The organism is Vibrio sp. 10N.222.49.C12 (assembly GCF_041475025.1).
GTDB lineage: Bacteria > Pseudomonadota > Gammaproteobacteria > Enterobacterales > Vibrionaceae > Vibrio > Vibrio crassostreae_C.
On record NZ_JBFRVF010000048.1, the window covers coordinates 42,171 to 62,233 of the forward strand.

Sequence of the window (20,063 nt, forward strand, 5' to 3'; positions counted from 1 at the left end):
CTAATGATTTGGTAAGCGCTAGTCTGTTGTATCACTCACAATAAGGTTGAAGCCTGTGCCAGCCGAATCGTCGATCGCAACAACTTGGTATACCACGCCATCAGCTAACATCGCCTGTGCTGAATTAACCGCTATTGTTGATGGGTCACCTGCAACGGTAATCGTTACGTAATAGGTTCCCGCTGCGACATAAATACCATTCACATAATCTTTAAATTTCACATCACTCAGCGCTGGAGTGCTGCCAGCAATACCCGTGTTCTCGGTCAAGTAAATATCTACCGAAGCTGCAATTGGGTTTGCCGCAGCATGGGTAATATTCAATACTGCGCTGGTCGCAACCGGGCGACGGTTTTCAGGAACTACCAAAGCTTCCAAATTCAATGGACTCACTGTGCCCACCGCGTAGATGCTGTAATCCATACCCGCAAATACAGCGACACCATCCGCATCAATCAGTGCATTAGTTGTAGTACCATCTGCAAAGATATCAATATCGTAGCTTCCGACAGCCAAATCGATAAAACCTCGGATTTCCTTGAACATCAAATCAGCTAAAGGCGCAAAAGCCGAACCATTTACAAATGGGTCTACGTCTGGAGCACCATCAACTAAATGTCCTACTCTGACTTCTGCCGTTTCTGCCATGTCGTAGATTAAAGATGAGCCCGAACCATCCATTACCATCAATTTAACAAGTGAAGCACTATTAGAATCTGCTCTTGGTACGGCTGCAATGGTCAGCTCGCTACCAGCAGGGAGAGTGATCTCTCCTGAATCAAACGCGATAGCACTACCGCTTACTGTTTCAAGTCTCACACGATATTGACCCGCAGGAATATTGAGCACATCGGTAAAATCTTTATAAGCCAACGTCCCCAACGGTGCACCCAATGGATCACTAGGACCTGTGACATACAAGTTTACATCGCCGACACCTGTTGCCGCATGGACTACTTGCACATCTAAACTTGAACTGGTTGCCGTGCCCGCAGCAGGACGAGTAACAACTAAAGCTTCTACAGGGTTATTGGAACCATCTGCATCGCCCACCACCATCACCGTGTAATCTAGGTCTTGGCTCAGGTTAAATTGGCTTTGAGGTATAACGGTTGCGACAGCCTCTCCGGGAAGTTGAACATCAACTTGCACTGAAGTCTGCCCTTCTGGCACTGAAGCGTACCCAGACGCTCGAGCATAATCGACACCAGTCCATCGAGCCTGACTGTTGACGATAACATTAGCTAAAGGAGCATCGGGTGATGCATGAACAGCTTGAAGTTGTGTAGTAGGTTCATCGTCATCATCACACCCAACAATGAAAAGGGCTGATATCGCTACAGCGAGTATAGGTGAATATTTCATCGGTCTTCTCTCCAAAAAAGTTAGACCAGTTCGTCACACAAATGATTAGTCCAATAACTAATCTTTAAAAAGTATTTCAAAATCTAGTGCAGTGAACTGTCTTTAATTCTCCGTGATTCAAAAAGTAGCTAGGTTCAAATCCCTAGGCAGTCATCACATGAGTTGTCCATCAATTGATTCCAACTCCACTACGCTGTTGGTCAAAAATAGATCAAAGACGAGATTAAGAGGTGGTTTGAATGAGTCATTTTTTAAGAGAAAACGCTTAGAAAAGAATACTGTTGATTTTGATATGCATATCACTCTATTTAGTATAATCGTTTGCTTAGAGCGGTTATTCACCAATTTATCTACAAAATAATCCAATTTCACAAAATCAATAGAATTAGAGGTGCATCAAGATGCATTGCCGCGTTAAAGTTCCATCATTTAGATCATTAATGTGATCGACCTCACCTTAATAATTGCAATTTTCACTCAGTCTCACTTTTATTTGAGAGCAAAATCGCTATTATGCTCTGCATTCGGACGACGTAAATACTTACCAGTTTTCGGGTCACTTATTTTAAACATAGAGAGTTCCATTATGCGTAAATCACTTTTAACTCTTGGTCTACTTGCTGCAACTTCAGCTCCTGCAATCGCAGCTGATTATTCAGAGGGTGTTCGTAGTAACGACTATTCATGGATGCAGTTTAATATCATGCATGTGCTTGATGAAAAGCCAGGAGATATCGACCACACTTACCTAGAAATGGAATTTGGCGGTCGTTCTGGAATTTTCGATCTTTATGGCTACGTTGATCTATTTAACCCAACAAATAACTCAACGAGCGCTAAAGATGGTGCTGACCGTCTGTTTATGAAGTTTAACCCACGTATGTCACTGGATGCAGCGACAGGTGTTGATTTATCTTTTGGTCCGCTACAAGAGCTCTACATTGCCAGCGAAAACATCATTGATGGTGGTGATAATGGCTATACTACTAAATGGGGTATCGGTTCTGACATCATGGTGCCTTGGTTTGGCAAAATGCAATTCAACCTATATGCACGCCACGAACTAACATCGCATGAGTGGAATGGTTACCAGATCTCGACTAACTGGTTTAAACCATTTATTAACTTTGAAAACGGTTCTTTCATCTCATACCAAGGCTACCTAGATTACGAATTCGGTATGGACGATACTGCTGATAACCTATCAGGTCACGGCGGTGCAATGTACAATGGTATTTACTGGCACTACAAGAACTACGCAGTAGGTTATGGTCTAAAACTTTACAGCAATGTTTATGGCCTACAAGACGGAGCTTATTTCGATAATGCAGCTCCTGAAAATGGTCGCTTCTCTACGTCTGGCGCAGCTCACTACTTTGCAGCGACGTACAAGTTCTAATCGAACCTCTGACAAAATTTCCTAAATGGCACCCTCGGTGCCATTTTTTATTGCTTTCATTTATGGCCTCGTTATCCTTGCAGCATCATTTTCTTATCTCGGTATTGCTGTGAATATCACGATTGTAGGGCCTGGAGCTATCGGCTCTTTATGGACGATAAAACTGCTTAAAGCGGGTCATAATGTCTCTTTGTGGAGCCGTTCTTCCGACCACTCCATTGAGCTATCACTTGATGGACAACCCTCTCTCCCTATCAGTAACAACAATATCGAACGATTAGCCGCGAGTGATCTGGTTATCTTCACCGTCAAGGCTTGGCAAGTCGAAACCGCAACCACTCCGCTCCTCCAACATCTCGACCCAGACACCATTCTCATGTTCATGCACAATGGAATGGGCGCGGTCGATAATATTGCTACTCAAGTCGATGGTTACCCCGTTGTATTGGCGACCACGACTCAAGCCGCATTCAAACCCAGCCGTAATCATGTATCTCATACAGGGTTAGGCCACACCCAATTGGGTGCTTTTAACCAAGTCGGTCAGCAATGCACGTTTTTAGTTGATGTCCTCAACCATGCCCTGCCAGAGGTAAGCTGGAACCCTGAAATAAAAACTGCGCTTTGGACTAAGCTCGCGATTAACTGTGCCATAAATCCACTCACTGGGCTCAAGCAGATTAAGAATGGCGAACTTGCTGATCACCAATTTGAGGGGGTGTTGCGTTCGATAGTTCAAGAACTGACAGAAGTGATGCAAGCAGAAGGGATCGCCTGTTCATTCGAGGAATTAGCAGCAAGCGTCAAACGCGTCATCCTAGCGACGGCAGAGAACTACTCTTCAATGCAGCAAGATATGTTTTATCAGCGTAAGACAGAGGTCGACTTCATTAGCGGCCATCTAATCAAGACAGCACTTAAGCACGGCATAAAGGTTCCTGTTAACCAAAAGCTGTTTGCTCAAGTCAAAGAGCAAGAAAAGCGCTGGGATCATGAATATTCGTCAGCAACGCTTAACAAGTCGCGATAAAATAACAAGACCGCTCAGCATAATGCTAGCACCCACTTTCAAGATTTAGGTAAGAACAGATGTTTGATATCAATCACATCCGAGAGCAGTTTCCTGCGCTATCCCAAACCATCAATCAACAACCGTTGATTTACTTAGACAGCGCGGCGACGACACAGAAGCCTCAGGTGGTTATTGATGCCATTAGCCAATATTACTCGAAGCAGAATGCCAATGTGCACCGTGGTAGCCATAGCTTAACTGCCCATGCTACCAGTCAATTTGAAGCCGCTAGAGACAAGGTCGCCCAGTTTATTGGTGCTTCGTCTTCAAAAGAGATCATCTGGACTCGCGGTGCTACGGAAGCACTTAACCTAATTGCTCAAACGTATGCAAGAAGCACGCTTCAACCTGGTGATGAGATCTTAGTGAGTGAGATGGAACATCACGCCAACATAGTGCCTTGGCAAATTGTGGCAGAACAAACCGGCGCTAAAGTCGTTAAAGTACCGATGACACCGGATTGTGAATTTGACCTCACTGCGTTTGATGCACTTTTAAATGAACAAACCAAGATTGTTGCATTAGCTCAGATAACCAACGTAACGGGTTCTCGTCAGCCGATTGAAACCGTCATCGAGAAAGCACATAAGATGAATGCAATTGTGGTAGTCGATGGCGCACAAGGTATCGTTCATGAATCGGTTGATGTTGCTGCTTTAGGCGCTGATTTCTACGTATTCTCTGGACACAAGCTCTATGCCCCTGCGGGCATCGGTGTGCTTTACGGCAAGCTTGAATTGTTAGAAGCGATGCCACCTTGGCATGGTGGTGGCAAAATGGTCGAGCGCGTCTCTTTCTCTGGCACTACTTTTTCAGAACTGCCTGGCAAATTCGAAGCGGGCACGCCAAATGTGGCAGGAGCCATAGCACTAAGCACCGCAATAGAATGGTTAAGTGGTTTTGTACAACAAGATGTCGAAAATCATATCCACCAACTACAACACGAGACTTATCTTGCTCTCAGTAAACTGGATGACATTCAGATTTTAGGGTATCAACCTAACGCAAGTGTGATTACTTTTGTGATGGATGGTGTTCACCATCAAGATATAGCGACTCTACTGGATCAGCAAGGTATCGCAGTACGTGCAGGACATCATTGTGCTCACCCATTAATGGATGCACTTAATGTGAAAGGAACGGTGCGAATTTCATTTGGTATTTACAACACCATGGAGGATGTTGAAAAACTCATCGCGGCAATAGAAAAAGCCGTTGATATGCTTTAGGGAGTAGCGAAATTACTTAGGGTTGGCGTTTAACGTCAACCCTTTTTGCTTCTGTGTATCAAGGAGATATTAAGCACTTAGCTCTTGGATTTGAGCAACAATCGCTTTTAATCCATTACCGCGAGATGGGCTAAGGTGGGTAATTAGGCCGATTTGTTCAAAGTAACCATCAATATCGAACGCTTGAACCTGCTCTGATGTTTTTCCATCATACGCAGCCATTACTAATGCAATCAGACCGCGAACGATACGCGCATCAGAATCAGCACAAAAGTGCCAAACACCATCGATATTCTGAGAAACCAACCACACTTGGCTTTCACAGCCAGAGACAATCACCTGCTCACTTTTCAGTTCATCAGGCATCGTTGGCAGTTTCTTACCCCATTGAATCACTTGGCGATAACGGTCTTCCCAGCCGCTGAATGTCTGCATCTTCGCGACAATATCATCACTGGTAATTTCAGTGCCGAATGGAGAGCTTGGGAATGACATCATTTTAATATCCAATAGATTATGACTAAATGTACAGGTGACAATGGTTTAGTGTTCTCAAGCAAATAATAAAGAACTACTTAGAGTGCTTTTGAATCAGCTTTTCAACAATACGTGAAACAGCCACAAAACCAAACGTCGCAGTGACCACTGTCGCAGCGCCAAAACCCGTCGCACAGTCCATGCGTTTTGGACCTTCCGCTGTTGCTTTCGCAGCACATACACTGCCGTCAGCTTGAGGGTATTTCAGCTGTTCAGTCGAGAACACACAATCGATACCAAACTTACGCGCAGGGTTCTTAGGGAAATTATGATGACGACGAAGGGTATCTTTTAGCTTCTTCGCGAGCGGATCTTGAATCGTCTTCGTCAGATCAGCCACTTTGATTTGAGTCGGATCGATTTGACCACCCGCACCACCAGTGGTGATCACCTTAATTTTGTTGCTACGACAATATGCCAACAGTGAAGCCTTAGCTTTCATGCTGTCAATCGCATCTAATACAAAGTCGAACTCTTTCGACAGGTATTCAGCCTGATTGTCTGGGCCGATGAAGTCGTCAATCAGGTTAACTTTACACTCAGGGTTAATCAGCTTAACGCGCTCTGCCATCACTTCAATTTTGCTTTTACCAACGGTACCCGACATTGCGTGGATCTGACGGTTGATGTTGGTCACACACACATCATCCATATCGATCAAAGTCAGCTCACCTAAACCAGTACGAGCAAGCGCTTCAACCGCCCATGAACCGACACCACCAATACCGATCACACACACGTGTGCTGCTCTAAGTATGTCGACTTCACTATTGCCATATAGGCGACGTGTGCCACCAAATCGTTGGTCATAGTTTTCTGAAGCTGGAGTGGTCAATTCACGCATTGTTGCCGCCAATTTATTTCTGAGAAAAAGAAAAGAGTGCGTTTTATACGCACTCTTGAATAAAAAGTCTAGGGGATTAGCGATTCGCTTTCAATGCCCTATTTTATTGTAGCTTACTCAACCTTTTCAGGAGGCAAAGCCCAAGGCGCTTCAGTTGCGCTGCCATCTAAACCGAGCTTCCACACACGACCAAAATGCTTGTAATGGCCCGCTTCTGTACCCGCTCGAGGGCCCATGCCGTGGTAAAGGTCCAAATGGTTTTGCTTAACCGCGCCGCCCGTATCCAAAACCAATAGCAGTCTTAGTTGATGAGCGCCGCTCCAAGTACCATCAGCATTCAATAATGGAACCTCAGCAAGAATCGGCGTCCCCATAGGCAAGATAGAGCGATCGCCCGCAACCGCCGCCATAGGTAATAGAGGAATGCCCGCGCTACCCATCACAGATAGGTCGTCTCTCGCTTCAAAAAACACGAAAGATGGGTTTTGCTCAAGCAGCTCTTTGACCACTTCAGGATCGTTTGCCAATACCCACTCTTTGATTGCTTTTAGCGACATTTTTTCGCGTGGAACTAAGCCTCGTTCAATCAGAACACGGCCAATGCTCACATAAGCTTTATTGTTCTTACCCGCGTAGGCGAAATACTGCAGCGTGTCATCATCACCGAAGTGTACAAATCCACTGCCCTGTACTTCCATCATAAATGGGTCGATACGGTTTGCTGAGTAACCTAACTCAAGGCCCTGACCTTCTAGTGCGCCGTTGTAAATCTCTTGGCGTGTTGGACACTCTTTACCACACTCAGGAAGCCCGTAAACAGGGTAACGATATTCTTCATTCGCTTCGTGGCGCAGCTCCATCACAGGAGAAAAGTAGCCCGTGAACAAAACATTGCCCTGCTTATCTCCACCACCAAGCTGAGCCGTTTGAACACCAAAGTTTGCGAGTTCACTTGGATCACCACTTAGCATCGCCCACTCATTAAGTTGCTTGTATAGCGGCTCGTAGATTTTCGCCATCGATGGTGATCGAGACACAACCATCTCAGCTTGCTCAGCAAATGCCGTGTAATCTCTTGGTTTATTAGACTCCACTACATCGACCTTATTTAAGGTGCGAGGAAATTCATCATCAAGGTGTTGTTGAGCGAGATCGGTGGGTTGGGCACAGCCAAATAAAACAGAGGCTGCGACAAGGGGAAGCCATTTTTTAATCACAAGAGTCATCCTAAAAATTCTATGCATCGAGGATGACAAAAACGATCAGATAACACAATCTTAGTTTGTAAGAGTTTACAAGAAGATAACCTATCGGACGGAGTTATCATTATGACCTTTTAAACGAAAGACGGGATTGTAATGACTCTCTGAATCCAGCGTCATTTCTGTGTTGTCAGAATTGGTCATTCGGAAGCGGTACGTTTTATCTCCCGCTTTATACTCGAAGTAGTTGCCGTCAAATTCAAAACTGGTCGCGATAATAGATCCAGCGACAGACACTCCATTGGCATTCAACACAAACTCATCCGTCGCATAATGAGCCACATCTTGCTCAATCCAAGTGCCATACAGCAAATGATTTGGCGTTGCAGCCTCCTGCAAACGAGTGATGACATCACCATAAAGCGATACGACAGCAAACGAACCGACCAGAGCCAACACCATCAGGCAACGCTCTATGATCTTGCGCTTCAATGGAGATTGACTGCGCTGTTCAGCCTCACTGTAGAGGCCTTTAGTAATCTCATCGATTTTATTCTTTTGTGCTGAAGCTTGTGGCATTCGGTTACTACTCATGAAGATGCTGTGCGCATTCTACACTGAGACACTTTATATAATGAAGCCTAGATGAGAATTGTTTGCGCTTTATTCCAAAAAGATGTTGTTTAATTTTGAATTTAAATGCTAAATTATCGAATAAATAAACAAATCGGATTTGTTCTGTGAAACTAAGAAGTACAGCACTAGTAAAAGGCTTTAGACAATCAACCCCCTATGTTAACGCACACCGTGGCAAAACCATGGTCATAATGTTGGGAGGCGAAGCTGTTGCCGATAAGAACTTTGGTAACATAATTAGTGACATCGCTCTGCTCCATAGCCTTGGAGTAAAGATTGTTCTCGTTCACGGTGCAAGACCACAGATCAACCAGCTACTGGCGAAGCAAGATTGCCACACACCCTATCATAAGAACATTAGAGTCACCGATGAATATGCCCTGGGTGTGGCTATGCAGGCTGCTGGACAGCTTCAACTCGCTATTACCGCACGTCTTTCAATGAGCTTAAACAACACGCCAATGGCGGGCACTCAACTTAACGTGATGAGTGGCAACTTCATTACAGCACAGCCATTGGGGGTGGATGATGGCACCGACTATTGCCATAGCGGACGTATTCGTCGAATCGATATTGAAGGGATTAATCGAACGCTCGACCAAGGTTCCATCGTGTTGCTTGGCCCGATTGCCAGCTCCGTTACAGGCGAAAGCTTTAACCTACTCTCAGAAGAGGTCGCAACCCAGGTAGCGATTCGTTTAAAAGCCGACAAGCTTATTGGCTTTTGCTCTGAGCAAGGGGTAACAGACCAAAACGGCAATGTGCTCGCCGAGCTCTTTCCTAAAGATGCTAAACAGATTCTTGAACGCTTAACCGAAAATCAGAATCCAGTTGAAGACATGAGCACCGGGACCATGCGCTTCCTGAAAGGAGCAATTTCCGCTTGTCGTGCAGGCGTACCTCGTTGCCACTTAATCAGCTACAAAGTGGATGGCGCCCTGATACAAGAGCTGTTCTCTTTCGATGGTATTGGAACCCAAGTGGTGATGGCGAGTGCCGAGCAAGTAAGACAAGCTCAGATTGACGACATTGGCGGCATCTTTGACCTTATTCGCCCTCTTGAAGAGCAAGGCATCTTAGTACGCCGCTCAAGAGAGCAATTAGAACAAGAGATCCACCGATTTACCATTATTGAAAAAGATGGACTGATTATCGGTTGTGCAGCGCTTTACGCATACCCGGAAGATCATATGGCGGAGATGGCTTGTGTGGCTATTCATCCTGATTATCGTGATGGCAACCGCGGACAAATACTACTGGATTATATGCGTCATCAATCGAAGTCTCGTGATATCGACCAAATTTTCGTTTTAACTACACATAGCCTGCATTGGTTCCGTGAACAAGGGTTTTACGAGATTGGAGTTGATGAGCTACCGATGGAAAAACAGGGCCTATACAACTATCAACGTAACTCAAAAATCTTAGCGTTAAATGTGTAAATAAAGTTTTGGACTAAAATCTCACTTCAAAGGAAAAATAATTGCAAATGTAATCGTTTTCTATATGAGATTTATTAGGTATGCACTTTAACTCACAAACAAAATTGTTTAGAATTTGCTCGCTTTAAAAAAATAACAAATGTTTTTATTGGAATGACCACCTCGACCGCCCTATGACACAAATCATTTGAGCGAATCGAAGTGGTTACTGCACGGATTGCTATACCCGTTAACGATCAGCAGGCGATTGATGCTCTGGTCGTTGATATAAACAGCAAAAAGAGCAACATTGATATGAGAACCATTGTTTGTAACTCGCTGCAAAGTTTTTGGGATATGGCTGATAACCAATTCTTAGAAGGGCTAGACGTTCACTGCGTGTTCCCTGTGAGCGAAAATCTAAAAGAGTTTATTTTGAATTGCCAAGCAAAATACAAGATAAACCACATATCGTTTACTCGAGCGTTTTTAGGCACTGATTCCTAGCACGCTCAAAGCAACCAGGGATGGTTGCTTTGTTCAAATACCTCAATTATCTCTAGTTGGTTAAGCGGCTTCCTAAACCACTCACTCGCTCTGTTTTCACCTTAATCCCACGCTTCAATACATTCGTATCGCTGAACATCATCAGTCGTTTCTTCGCACGCGTAATCCCCGTATAGATAAGCTCACGAGTCAAGATTGGGCTGAAATCTGGTGGCAGAATCATTAAGGTCAAATCAAATTCACTACCTTGAGATTTATGAATTGTCATCGCATAAGCCGTTTCATGCTCAGGCACTCGGCTTGGTAGTACCGCTTTCACGCTGCCATCAGGCAATTCAAAATAGACCTTCAAACGAGGCGTTGATTCAGGTTGGTTTGAATCCGCCTCAAGCATACAGATACCAATATCACCATTATATAAACCCAAGCCATGATCGTTACGCGTAACCATTACAGGTCGCCCGTGATACCACAATTCATCATTATGGGGATTCACTAAACGCCTTGCGGCAAGCGCTCTTTCTATTCTGTGGTTAAGGCCATTAACACCAAAATCGCCTTCACGAATAGAACACAACAGTCGGCATTGGCTGAACAAATCGAGTACCGATTTAGCTCTCGCTTCTTGGGTTTCTAATTCTTCTAACGGCACATTCATTCGATTGAGATACGCACCATACTCATTAACCAAGGTACGTAGCATCAAGTTATAGCTGTCGCTCGATAGAGGATGATTTTCGATATCACCAAATCCTTTAGCAAACACTTGATCTACTTGATTCGCAGAACCATTATTGATTGCTTTTGCCAACTGACCAATACCAGAGCGCGCATCGAAACGGTAACTCTTCTGCAGCATACACAGACTGTCTGCAATCGCTGGAGGGTTAACAGCTACCGCTTTTGCCTGCTGTGTATTGGCTATCGCATCAAAACCTGTCATCTCCGCAATCAAGGTGCCTTGTACACTGCTATAACCTGCGGAATTGAACGAACAGATATCACCGAGCACAGCACCGGCCTCAACGGAAGCCAGTTGGTCTTTATCTCCCAACAAGATAAGCCTTGCGTGTTCAGGAAGTGCATCCACCAGCTTATACATCATCGACAGATCAACCATCGATGCTTCATCCACCACCAAAATATCAAGGTGGAGTGGATTACGTCGGTTGTGTCTAAACTCAGCACGGTTGGGAATCGCGCCAAGTAATCGGTGCAAAGTGCTCGATTCCGTTGGTATGTTGGCTTTTACTTCAGGCGCTAAAGGCAGTTGCTCAATCGCTTTACCGATTGATTCAGTTAAACGCGCCGCCGCTTTACCCGTTGGTGCCACTAGCTTAATCGTTGGTGTTTTACCTTGGCTTAGTGATTGCTCGACCATCGCCGACAGTAATTTGGTTACCGTGGTCGTTTTACCGGTACCCGGTCCACCAGAAATCACCGCAAAACGACGACTCAGTGCGACTGCTGCCGCCACTTTTTGCCAGTTCAAACATGCCGATAACGGCACCAAGTCGTCCAACACATCTAAGTCCGTCACCTGCTTAGCTTGTACAATCGCTTGGTCGATTGATCCCCAATCTAAAGCCTGCTCATTCACAATATCAAGATGGTCACACACCAATTGTTGGCGTAATACCTGAGACGTCTGCTGATTTGCTTCAGCCCTGGCTAAGGCGTTAAACAGAAAATGATAGCTACGTGCAAAAAGTAGATTGAGCGTTTCAGTCAGCGCTTTTTTCTGCTCAGTATTGAACTCTACCGGCTTACTTAAACGGTTTAAGGTCTCAGCCAACACAACTTCGTAGTTCCAATAACGCTGTAAATAGACACGCTGCCCATCGAACATTAGAGGCTTAACACAATCGTTGGTCGTTCCCACTAAGTTTGATGATTGAAGCACAGCCACCCAATCAATACCCAACAGTTTTTGGTTCAATTGCAGTGCAGTTTCACCGTATAACCCAAGTAACTGAGCAAGATCTGCCGCTAGTTCAGGGCCTGTCGTATGCTGCTGTATAAGCTGAGTACAAATGTGTCCTTTGCCTAATTCATGGCTCACTACCCCCGCGAGAAAGCCGATCTCTTGAGGGTAGCTCGTGGCTTGCTGAGCAAGAAAACGGGCAAATTGATAATCCAACTGACGAATAGAACCCTTATCCGCAAGAAACTGGAGTACATCCATCAGTTGCTCAGGAATAAGTGAAACTGGCTTTGCTGTGTTCGCAGTATCTATGCCGGTATTAGTGGTCGTTGTTGTCATTATAAAAGCCCCATCTGTCCAGTTTCATCGTCATTCAATTGTGCCGAACGTCTGTCTATCACTTTACCGTCAATCAATTGATCCATTTCATCAAGTAAAGCCAGTGTTGGTTTCGCCGAGAAAATACCTTGCTGAGATTGGCCGTCCATTCCTCGTAAGAACAAGTAGTACACGCCACCAAAATGTTGTTCGTAGCTGTAATTGGCAACGCGGCTGCGTAAGAAACGGTGCAACGCCAATGCATAGATTTGATATTGCAAATCATAGCGATGGTCGGCCATCGCCGATTTCAATGCCTCGCCATGGTAGACAGCAACATCATCTCCTAAGTGATTCGATTTCCAGTCGAGTACATAGTATTTACCTTGGTGCTCAAACACCAAATCGATGAAGCCTTTCAACATACCTTGCACGGTTTGGAAACCTAGATCGCCCGCTTTGGCTGACAATGGATCGTGATATTGAATGGTTTGATTCAGTTCAGATGCAGCCAATACTTCGATCGGCAGTAAGAATTCCATCTCAACTAAACGTTGCGTCGAGTCTTTCTCGCTTAGTTTTAAGTTCTTGCCGTCTAATGCGGTGTTCAGCACTGTATCGACCAATTGCTGAAGCACAGGTAGCCACTCTAATTCATATTGCTCTGATTCTAATAAGTGAGTGATTACTTGCGTGTTATGTTCGCTGGTTGCTGGCTCGGTAAATTCAACGTCCTCAAACAAGGTGTGTAAGAAAGTACCCGGACGAGCACCACGAGGGAACGTAAAGATAGAGCGTTCAGGTTCAATTAACTCAGACTCACCCTGCTCATCAGCCGAATCAATATCGAAGCCAGACACCTCAATGGTCGCGTCATGGCTCGCGCTGTGACTGCCTTGTTTTACAAGCCCCGAATAACTGGTGATTCGCCAGGCTCGGTCAATTGAAGCCTTGAGTTCATTAGCATGTAAGTCTTCACTCACTTGCTCTGTTTGTACAAACACTTGCTCATGAGCGGTTGGCGTTTCGGCTAACAGCACTCTTGAATTTTTTCCTTCAATGGCCGCTAGAGCTTGGTGCAATTCGGCAATACCTTGCTCTTGTCCGTTTTGAACCAAATAGCCCATCGCACTCAAATGCACGCCGGTCGGCTCTTTGGTTGAACGCCCTTTACGTAGCGGTGCCATGCCAATAAAACATCCATAAACAGCACGAGTCAGCGCCACGTAAATCAAACGTAAGTCTTCCGCCAATCGCTCTTTGTCGGCTTGAGCTAAGGCACTGTCGCTACCCGTAATATCAAGTACCGTGGTATCTGAGTCATGGTCGTAGAACTTACCTTCACTCGCTTCACGATAGCTTGCAACGAACGGCAAAAATACTAAGTCATATTCCAAGCCTTTCGATTTATGAATGGTAACGATTTGAACCAAGTTTCTTTCTGATTCAAGGCGTTGAATGTCGTCGTCACTGCCACCTAAACCATTTTGTGCATCTGAGATTGCTTCAGCCAGCCAACGCAACAAGCCATAGTCACTGTCGAGTTCTTGTCTTGCTTGTTGCAACAATTCGCCAATGTGCATTAAATCAGTGAGTGAGCGCTCACCATTTTCTTCTTCCAGTAAGCGTTCCGCGAGATGTCGTTTACTGATCACGCTGCGAAGCATTGGCAACACGCCGCGCTGAAGCCACAACTTACGATATTCTCTAAACTCGTTAACGACGTTTTCCCACACCACTTCATCGTTGTTGAGTTCATCCAATGATGCGGCATCCAGAGCAAACAACTCCGACGCTAAACTGGCGCGTAATGCTCGGTCATTTTCAGGTGTCAGCACCGCCTGCAACAAACGTTGAATATCTTGTGCGACCAAGCTGGTGAACACACTGTCTCGGTTGGATAAATACACGCTCGCAATGCCTTGTTCCGACAACGCGTTCTTAATCAGACGACCTTCACTACCGGTTCGAACCAAAACAGCAATATCACCCGCATTCACGGCATGTTGTTTTTTGCCGTTATCAAAATAGGCTTGTTGATTTTGAGAAGCGGTCAGAATAGTTTGAATTTGACTCGCTGTCGCTTCTGCCATTGCCTTGTGATATTCACCTTTCGGCAATGGCTTATCTTCAGCCTCTTGCAGCCAAAAGGTAAGTGCGTGCTGAGTTTCTCCGTTCATCACCCATTGGCGTTTGTCGGCTGATGGACTGGCAGCAACGGGCAAAAATGGAATGTCTTGATCGTAGATAAACGGGCTGTCCGAATTCATAAACACTTGGTTTACTGCACTGACCATATCGGCACTTGAGCGCCAGTTAGTGCCTAAGGTGTAGTGAGCACTAACTTGGTTTCTCGCCTTGATATAGGTAAAGATATCTGCGCCACGGAAGCCATAAATCGCCTGCTTTGGGTCACCGATCATAAACAAGCCGCACTGCGGATTATCAAGATAGATTCGGCTAAAAATACTGTATTGCAGTGGGTCGGTATCCTGAAATTCATCGATCATCGCCACCGGGTAGAGCGTGCGAATCCTTTCCACCAGCAGTGACTGCTCATCGACATCGATCGACGCAGATAACTGGGTCAGTAGGTCATCAAACGACAACCACTGCTTTTGCTGTTTCGCCTTGGCGAGCATAGTTCGACAATGAGTAATCGCATGCGCCAATAACGGAGCTTTCAAATCAGCTGGGTGATTTAAGAAATCCTCAATCGCTCCGAAAACTGCATGCTGAGGTGCAGTGCCTTTCGGTGTTTTTTCAATGAGAGTGGCTTGCGAGAACTTCTCTAACTTATCTGGATATTGATAATCATGAGTGTCGCTCTGCGCCCATGCTGTCACCGCTTCTAACCATGTCGGCAGAGACTTCTTGGTGTAGCTACGTTTGTTCACATCCGAAGCAGAGATCAAAGCCCAAAAGTCCGCTTCGGATTCACACCATAGCGCTTTAAGTTGCTTCACTTTATCTAGGTTTTGGTTGTGCAGAGTTTGCAGGTCGCCCGACATCGCATCTACCGTCAATTTCAGCGGAGATCCTGTCAGATAACGATTTACGTCTGCTAATAACGCAGCCGGTGAACCCCAAATATTACGAACCTCACCAGCCAGTTGAGTCGGCAGCGGGTAAAACTGCTTACGCCAGTAGTCAGCAACCACTTGCGCTTTTAGGTGACTTTCATCGGTCACAAATTCATTATCAAAGCGGCTTCCAGACTCGAAGGCATTTTGAGTCAACATACGCTGACAGAAGCCGTGAATGGTGTAGACCGCCGCTTCATCCATTTGCCTTTCGGCATTGAGCAGTGTTTTCGCAGCGCCTGCGTGGTCTTCGATCTCTTGCAACAGAGGCGCAATCACTGGGTCATCACTTTGCCCGCGAGCAAACGCAATGCGTGCATCATGGATTCGTGCACGGATACGATCTCGCAGCTCTGCGGTTGCCGCTTCGGTAAAAGTCACGACCAGAATTTGGTCTACGGTTAGCGGCTCATGGTGTCGAGTGGCTTCAGTCAGATCACCTTGTGGAGCGGCCGTGCCATGCCCGAGCAGTAGGCGTAAGTACAAGCCAGCGATGGTAAATGTTTTACCTGTACCCGCTGATGCTTCAATTAAACGCGCGCCATGAAGTGGAAACGTCATGGTATCGAGTGTCTGTGGAGCGATTACCTGAACACTGCTTGTGGTCGTCATGCCTTACTGCCTTCTGATAAATGTGTTGTTACAAATGTGACCTAGCGTGGAAAACGTCATTCAATTTACGTCCTACGCTAATTTGTTAATAGTTAGTGCGATCTCTCTCACGGATCAATTCGGATCGCCTCGCTACTATGCGCCCACGAGTTCAGGAGCACGTACGAGTTTTGTACTTTACGGCGTTACTTTGAACCACAGAATAATGGTCCCTCTGACCTGTGGCCGTACAGCGAACGCCCTACACTAATAATGATTTACTGGCGGCCACTTTATTTCCTGTACCTTGCTTCTATTCACCTTGATTCCCTTCATCTTGAAAGCAAGCGTACCAAACGCTTACCAGCGACTCTCTTTTGTCTTTCATTAATTCAGCGCACTCGCTATTGATCTTGTCGATCACAGCCACCTACTCCTGATCTTCCAGATCGGCAGCAGCCAACCTTGCCGCCTGTAGCACAAGCGTTGAATACATACGCGACTCAGTAGCCAATTCATCGTCCCATTTAGACCAGATTCGTGAGATGTAGGTATCTCTACCCTCGCCCGTGAAGGCGAAGCTGTCATTAAAGGTATCGGCCATTTTCTTGAGTGACTTTTCTTCATCATCGACCCACTTACCACGGCTAAAGCCCGCTTCAACACCAGCTAATGCCGTTTTCGGGAAGTATGGCAATGGTGCAGTCATACCTTGATAAAACAGTCGTACTAACTCAGCTAATATACTCTTCGCTTGCTGCGCATCGCCGATAGGTTGTAGCGTTTGGTGAACCACGCCCTCTTTTCTGTCATAGCCAATAATATGGGTCGTTTTTCCGTGTCCCATAACAGCGCAGGATAGATGATCAATCCACGCAGCCAAGTAATCTTGAGAGCGTATTTTGCCACTACGAAAACGCACTAAACCCGATTGATAGTTTTGAGTAAGCCAGCCCATCAAACGAACCGGTTTGCCTTCACCTAGCACGTCAAATTCAATATTTACCTCAAGATCTTGCTGTGGCTGCCCACTTACAAATCGAATCTCTTTGGCTAAGTCTTCTGCTTGAACACGGTTGGTTTCAAACTCGATATCACCAAAAGCACCAACCGGTAATCGACCTTGGGCTTTTTGCTCAGAAACAAACAAGAGAACCGCTTCATCTGCTCCTTCTGGGTGATCCAACAGTACCTGCAGCAGCGCATCTTTAAGCTGGAAGCTTTCTAAGCCATTAAGCACGAACGGCTCGTCGTCTTCCATTACCGGAAGCGGTGGCTCAAACAGTACCTTTAGGCGACGATTAAAGAAGTATTGCACTGGCAAACGCCAGAAACGCTGTAGCTCAACCAAATCGAGTTCTAACGGATAGCTCGCACCAAGCAAATAGTCATCCAAAGCGCGATTGAATTCACCACTGCGCTCACCAGAACGATTTGCCGCAGGAAGCCATTCTTTGGCGTAGCTCAATACATGACCTGCATCACCTTGCGTAAAGGCTGCTGGGCTAAATGGTGTCATGGTGTGCTCAAAGCTGATTACTTGAGTCAACTTGATACCAGAATCATCACTTGGTAGCGCTTGGTCTTCACTTAGGCAGTAGTTCTGCTGGCAGTACTCAATCAACTCAGAAACCAATACCGACGGCACTCGCTCAGTATTATCTTGAATCGAACGACCGACATAGCTGATGTATAAACATTCTTGCGCTGACAGCATCGCCTCTAAGAATAAGTAACGACTATCTTCTCTCCTAGATCGGTCTCCGGGACGAGCCCTGCCTTCTAACAAATTAAAGCTCTCGACAGGATTAGAGGGAGGGTAAACACCATCATTCATACCTAACAAACAAACGGTTTTGAAAGGGATAGAACGCATCGGCATCAAGGTACAGAAGTTAACTTGCCCCGCTAAGAAACGCTGACTGATACGCGCACCCGACAGTTTATTATTCAAGTACTGATAGATAATGCTTGGCGATAGCTCTTGTTCGTACAAGGCATCATCAAGCTGTTCATTGAGTTGAGAAAGTGCATCGCGAATCGACTTAAGCACCACCTCGCCTTCTAGTTCAACGGCAAAGAAGTCATCAATCATTTGCAGCAAGGTTTCACGCCACATATCGATGGATTGCGTCTTGGCAAGGCGTTGACGGTAATGGGCAATACGATCAATAAAGTGCGCTAACTTACCAGCAAGTTCGGCGTTAATACCCTGAACTTCGTTATAAGCAGCAATTGGAGAGTGTTCAGTTTCAAACAAACCTGCGGAATCCGACATCGCATAACCCAGTAACATACGCTGGATACCAAATAGCCAAGTATTTTGCTCGGTGGCAGGCAAATCAAACTCTGTTGCCGTAGAAGAATCGACGCCCCAACGGATACCTGCTTCTTCAACCCACTGCTTAGCTTGTTCAAATTGAAATTCATCAATACCGAAGCGTGCCATCATCGCTGGGATTTCTAATAACTCTAGAAGTTCAGAAGCTAGACAACGCGTGTTCGGTAGCGCGACCAACTGCATGAACGCGGTCAGGATTGGGCTCTCTTGATCTGCGGTTCTATCCGAGATCGAGTAAGGGATATAACGCTCACCCGGAGCATTACCAAATACCGCCTGAATAGCAGGGCTGTAAGCATTGATGTCTGCCACCATCACAATGATATCGCGTGGCTTTAAGCTTGGGTCTGCGTCAAACATTGCTAACAACTGATCATGAAGAACTTCAACCTCGCGCATTGGGCTGTGACAAGCGTGTACCGTCAACGAACGATCGCCCAGCTCAACCACTTGTTTATGGTTGCTAGAGTCTAAGATGTGATCGTCTTGGTGCTCTTCTAACTCAAGAATATCGGCTTGCAGTTGATGCAGCAGGCTGTCTCTCTCGACATCAATAAAGAACTCATGCTCTTCGCTGTCTGATTGAGACAGCAAGAACAGGTTATCTCTGCCCAGTTTACCCATAGACGCAAGTAAGCTATTACCGACCGCTTGGCTGGTATGCAGTTCGTCTTCAATATTGGCTTCAATGCCATCTTTTAATGGTGAGACTTCGCCTTCTAGCTGAGGTAAACCATCAACCAACGCAAACTGCTTACGACGCTGCGCTTCCACTCTCGCCAAGTATTTACGGTCACGAATATCGCCCCAGTAATGTTGGCAAGGGTTGGTAAACATCAGGTGGACATCAATCTGCTCGCCAAGCGCTTTCAAGGCATCCATGTAGCGAGGAGGCAGCGACGATATACCAAACACAAACAGACGTTTCGGCAAGCGTTGTAGCTGACCTTGTTGCTTGGCTAGCGCTTCAATGAAGTCGTGGTACAGGTTACCACGGTGATATTTCGATTGGCCTTGAGACAGGGTTTGCTCGTAGAGTGCCTTCCACAAAATTGGCTGCCAAGGGTGTTCTTGCTGCCCTTCACCATCAATCAATTCTGTAACGGGCTCGCCCGCTTCCCACATCGCCATCCACTCAGGACGATATACCAAGTATCCATCGAAGATATCGGCAATCTTCTCAGCCAATTGATACAGCTTCGAATCATCTTCGTCGTTTTCAAGATAGCGTTGTAAGGGTAAGAAATCAGGGTGGTCAAGCTTAGCGGGTAGCAAACTCATCAGCTTCCACGTCATCGCTTCCTTGTTAAAAGCACTGCGTTTAGGTACATCAGGAAGCACTTGGGTAAACATATCCCAAATGAAGGTTGCTGGAAGAGGAAAGTCTATATTTGCTGCTACACCAAACTCTTTGGCGAGTTCCATCTTAAGCCATTGAGACATACCTGGGCTCTGAACCAAGATCTGCTCTTTTTCGAAAGGGTTGGCTAAAGGATCACTTTTGATTAAATGAACGAGAAGGATTTTTAAAGTATCAACTTTATTGGAATGGTAAACAGTAAACAAAGTGCACTCACGCTAATCTTGCCACAAT

At 45.7% G+C, this 20,063-nt stretch carries 13 protein-coding genes; 5 read left to right on the forward strand and 8 right to left on the reverse strand.

The window, feature by feature from the left end; translation table 11 throughout:
- Positions 1–18: 18 nt before the first annotated feature.
- Positions 19–1,365, reverse strand: coding sequence for a DUF4397 domain-containing protein (locus tag AB4583_RS14950; protein WP_017068519.1), 1,347 nt, complete (start codon positions 1,363–1,365; stop codon positions 19–21).
- Between the two features lie 586 nt (positions 1,366–1,951).
- On the opposite strand from AB4583_RS14950, the gene AB4583_RS14955 reads away from it, so the two are divergent.
- The 3 genes from AB4583_RS14955 to csdA all read left to right on the forward strand — a co-directional run bounded on the left by AB4583_RS14955 (position 1,952) and on the right by csdA (position 5,065).
- Positions 1,952–2,764 (forward strand): outer membrane protein OmpK, encoded by an 813-nt coding sequence (locus AB4583_RS14955; RefSeq protein ID WP_136982357.1) that lies wholly within the window; start codon positions 1,952–1,954, stop codon positions 2,762–2,764.
- Positions 2,765–2,873: 109 nt separating this feature from the next.
- Positions 2,874–3,794, forward strand: coding sequence for a 2-dehydropantoate 2-reductase (gene panE / locus AB4583_RS14960; RefSeq protein ID WP_372118110.1), 921 nt, complete (start codon positions 2,874–2,876; stop codon positions 3,792–3,794).
- Between the two features lie 59 nt (positions 3,795–3,853).
- Entirely contained in the window at positions 3,854–5,065 is a 1,212-nt protein-coding gene (csdA, locus tag AB4583_RS14965) for a cysteine desulfurase CsdA (RefSeq protein ID WP_372118040.1), read from the forward strand.
- Positions 5,066–5,134: 69 nt separating this feature from the next.
- Here the strand turns inward: csdA and csdE are convergent, their stop codons facing one another.
- From csdE to AB4583_RS14985, 4 genes are all read right to left on the reverse strand, one after another.
- Positions 5,135–5,563, reverse strand: a complete 429-nt coding sequence (gene csdE / locus AB4583_RS14970) for a cysteine desulfurase sulfur acceptor subunit CsdE (RefSeq protein WP_372118043.1) — start codon at positions 5,561–5,563, stop codon at positions 5,135–5,137.
- 73 nt (positions 5,564–5,636) lie between these two features.
- Positions 5,637–6,446 carry a tRNA cyclic N6-threonylcarbamoyladenosine(37) synthase TcdA gene (tcdA, locus tag AB4583_RS14975; RefSeq protein ID WP_102557806.1) on the reverse strand — a complete coding sequence of 270 codons (810 nt, stop codon included), beginning with the start codon at positions 6,444–6,446 and terminating at the stop codon, positions 5,637–5,639.
- Positions 6,447–6,559: 113 nt separating this feature from the next.
- Entirely contained in the window at positions 6,560–7,672 is a 1,113-nt protein-coding gene (mltA, locus tag AB4583_RS14980; protein ID WP_372118046.1) for a murein transglycosylase A, read from the reverse strand.
- Positions 7,673–7,753: 81 nt separating this feature from the next.
- Entirely contained in the window at positions 7,754–8,227 is a 474-nt protein-coding gene (locus tag AB4583_RS14985) for a DUF2850 domain-containing protein (RefSeq protein ID WP_372118113.1), read from the reverse strand.
- A 161-nt stretch (positions 8,228–8,388) separates the two neighbouring features.
- On the opposite strand from AB4583_RS14985, the gene argA reads away from it, so the two are divergent.
- Positions 8,389–9,726, forward strand: coding sequence for an amino-acid N-acetyltransferase (gene argA / locus AB4583_RS14990; protein WP_372118048.1), 1,338 nt, complete (start codon positions 8,389–8,391; stop codon positions 9,724–9,726).
- Positions 9,727–10,020: 294 nt separating this feature from the next.
- A complete protein-coding gene (locus AB4583_RS14995) occupies positions 10,021–10,212 on the forward strand; it encodes a hypothetical protein (RefSeq protein ID WP_008223046.1) in 192 nt (63 codons plus the stop codon).
- 52 nt (positions 10,213–10,264) lie between these two features.
- On the opposite strand, the gene recD is transcribed toward AB4583_RS14995, so the two are convergent.
- The 3 genes from recD to recC form a co-directional block, all read right to left on the reverse strand.
- Positions 10,265–12,475: an exodeoxyribonuclease V subunit alpha gene (gene recD / locus AB4583_RS15000; RefSeq protein WP_372118051.1), complete on the reverse strand. Its 2,211-nt coding sequence runs from the start codon at positions 12,473–12,475 to the stop codon at positions 10,265–10,267.
- On the reverse strand, positions 12,475–16,149 hold the full coding sequence (gene recB, locus AB4583_RS15005) for an exodeoxyribonuclease V subunit beta (RefSeq protein ID WP_372118054.1): 3,675 nt from the start codon (positions 16,147–16,149) through the stop codon (positions 12,475–12,477). Before recB ends, recD begins: the two co-directional genes overlap by 1 nt.
- A gap of 409 nt (positions 16,150–16,558) precedes the next feature.
- Positions 16,559–20,035 carry an exodeoxyribonuclease V subunit gamma gene (recC, locus tag AB4583_RS15010; protein ID WP_372118057.1) on the reverse strand — a complete coding sequence of 1,159 codons (3,477 nt, stop codon included), beginning with the start codon at positions 20,033–20,035 and terminating at the stop codon, positions 16,559–16,561.
- Positions 20,036–20,063 lie beyond the last annotated feature (28 nt).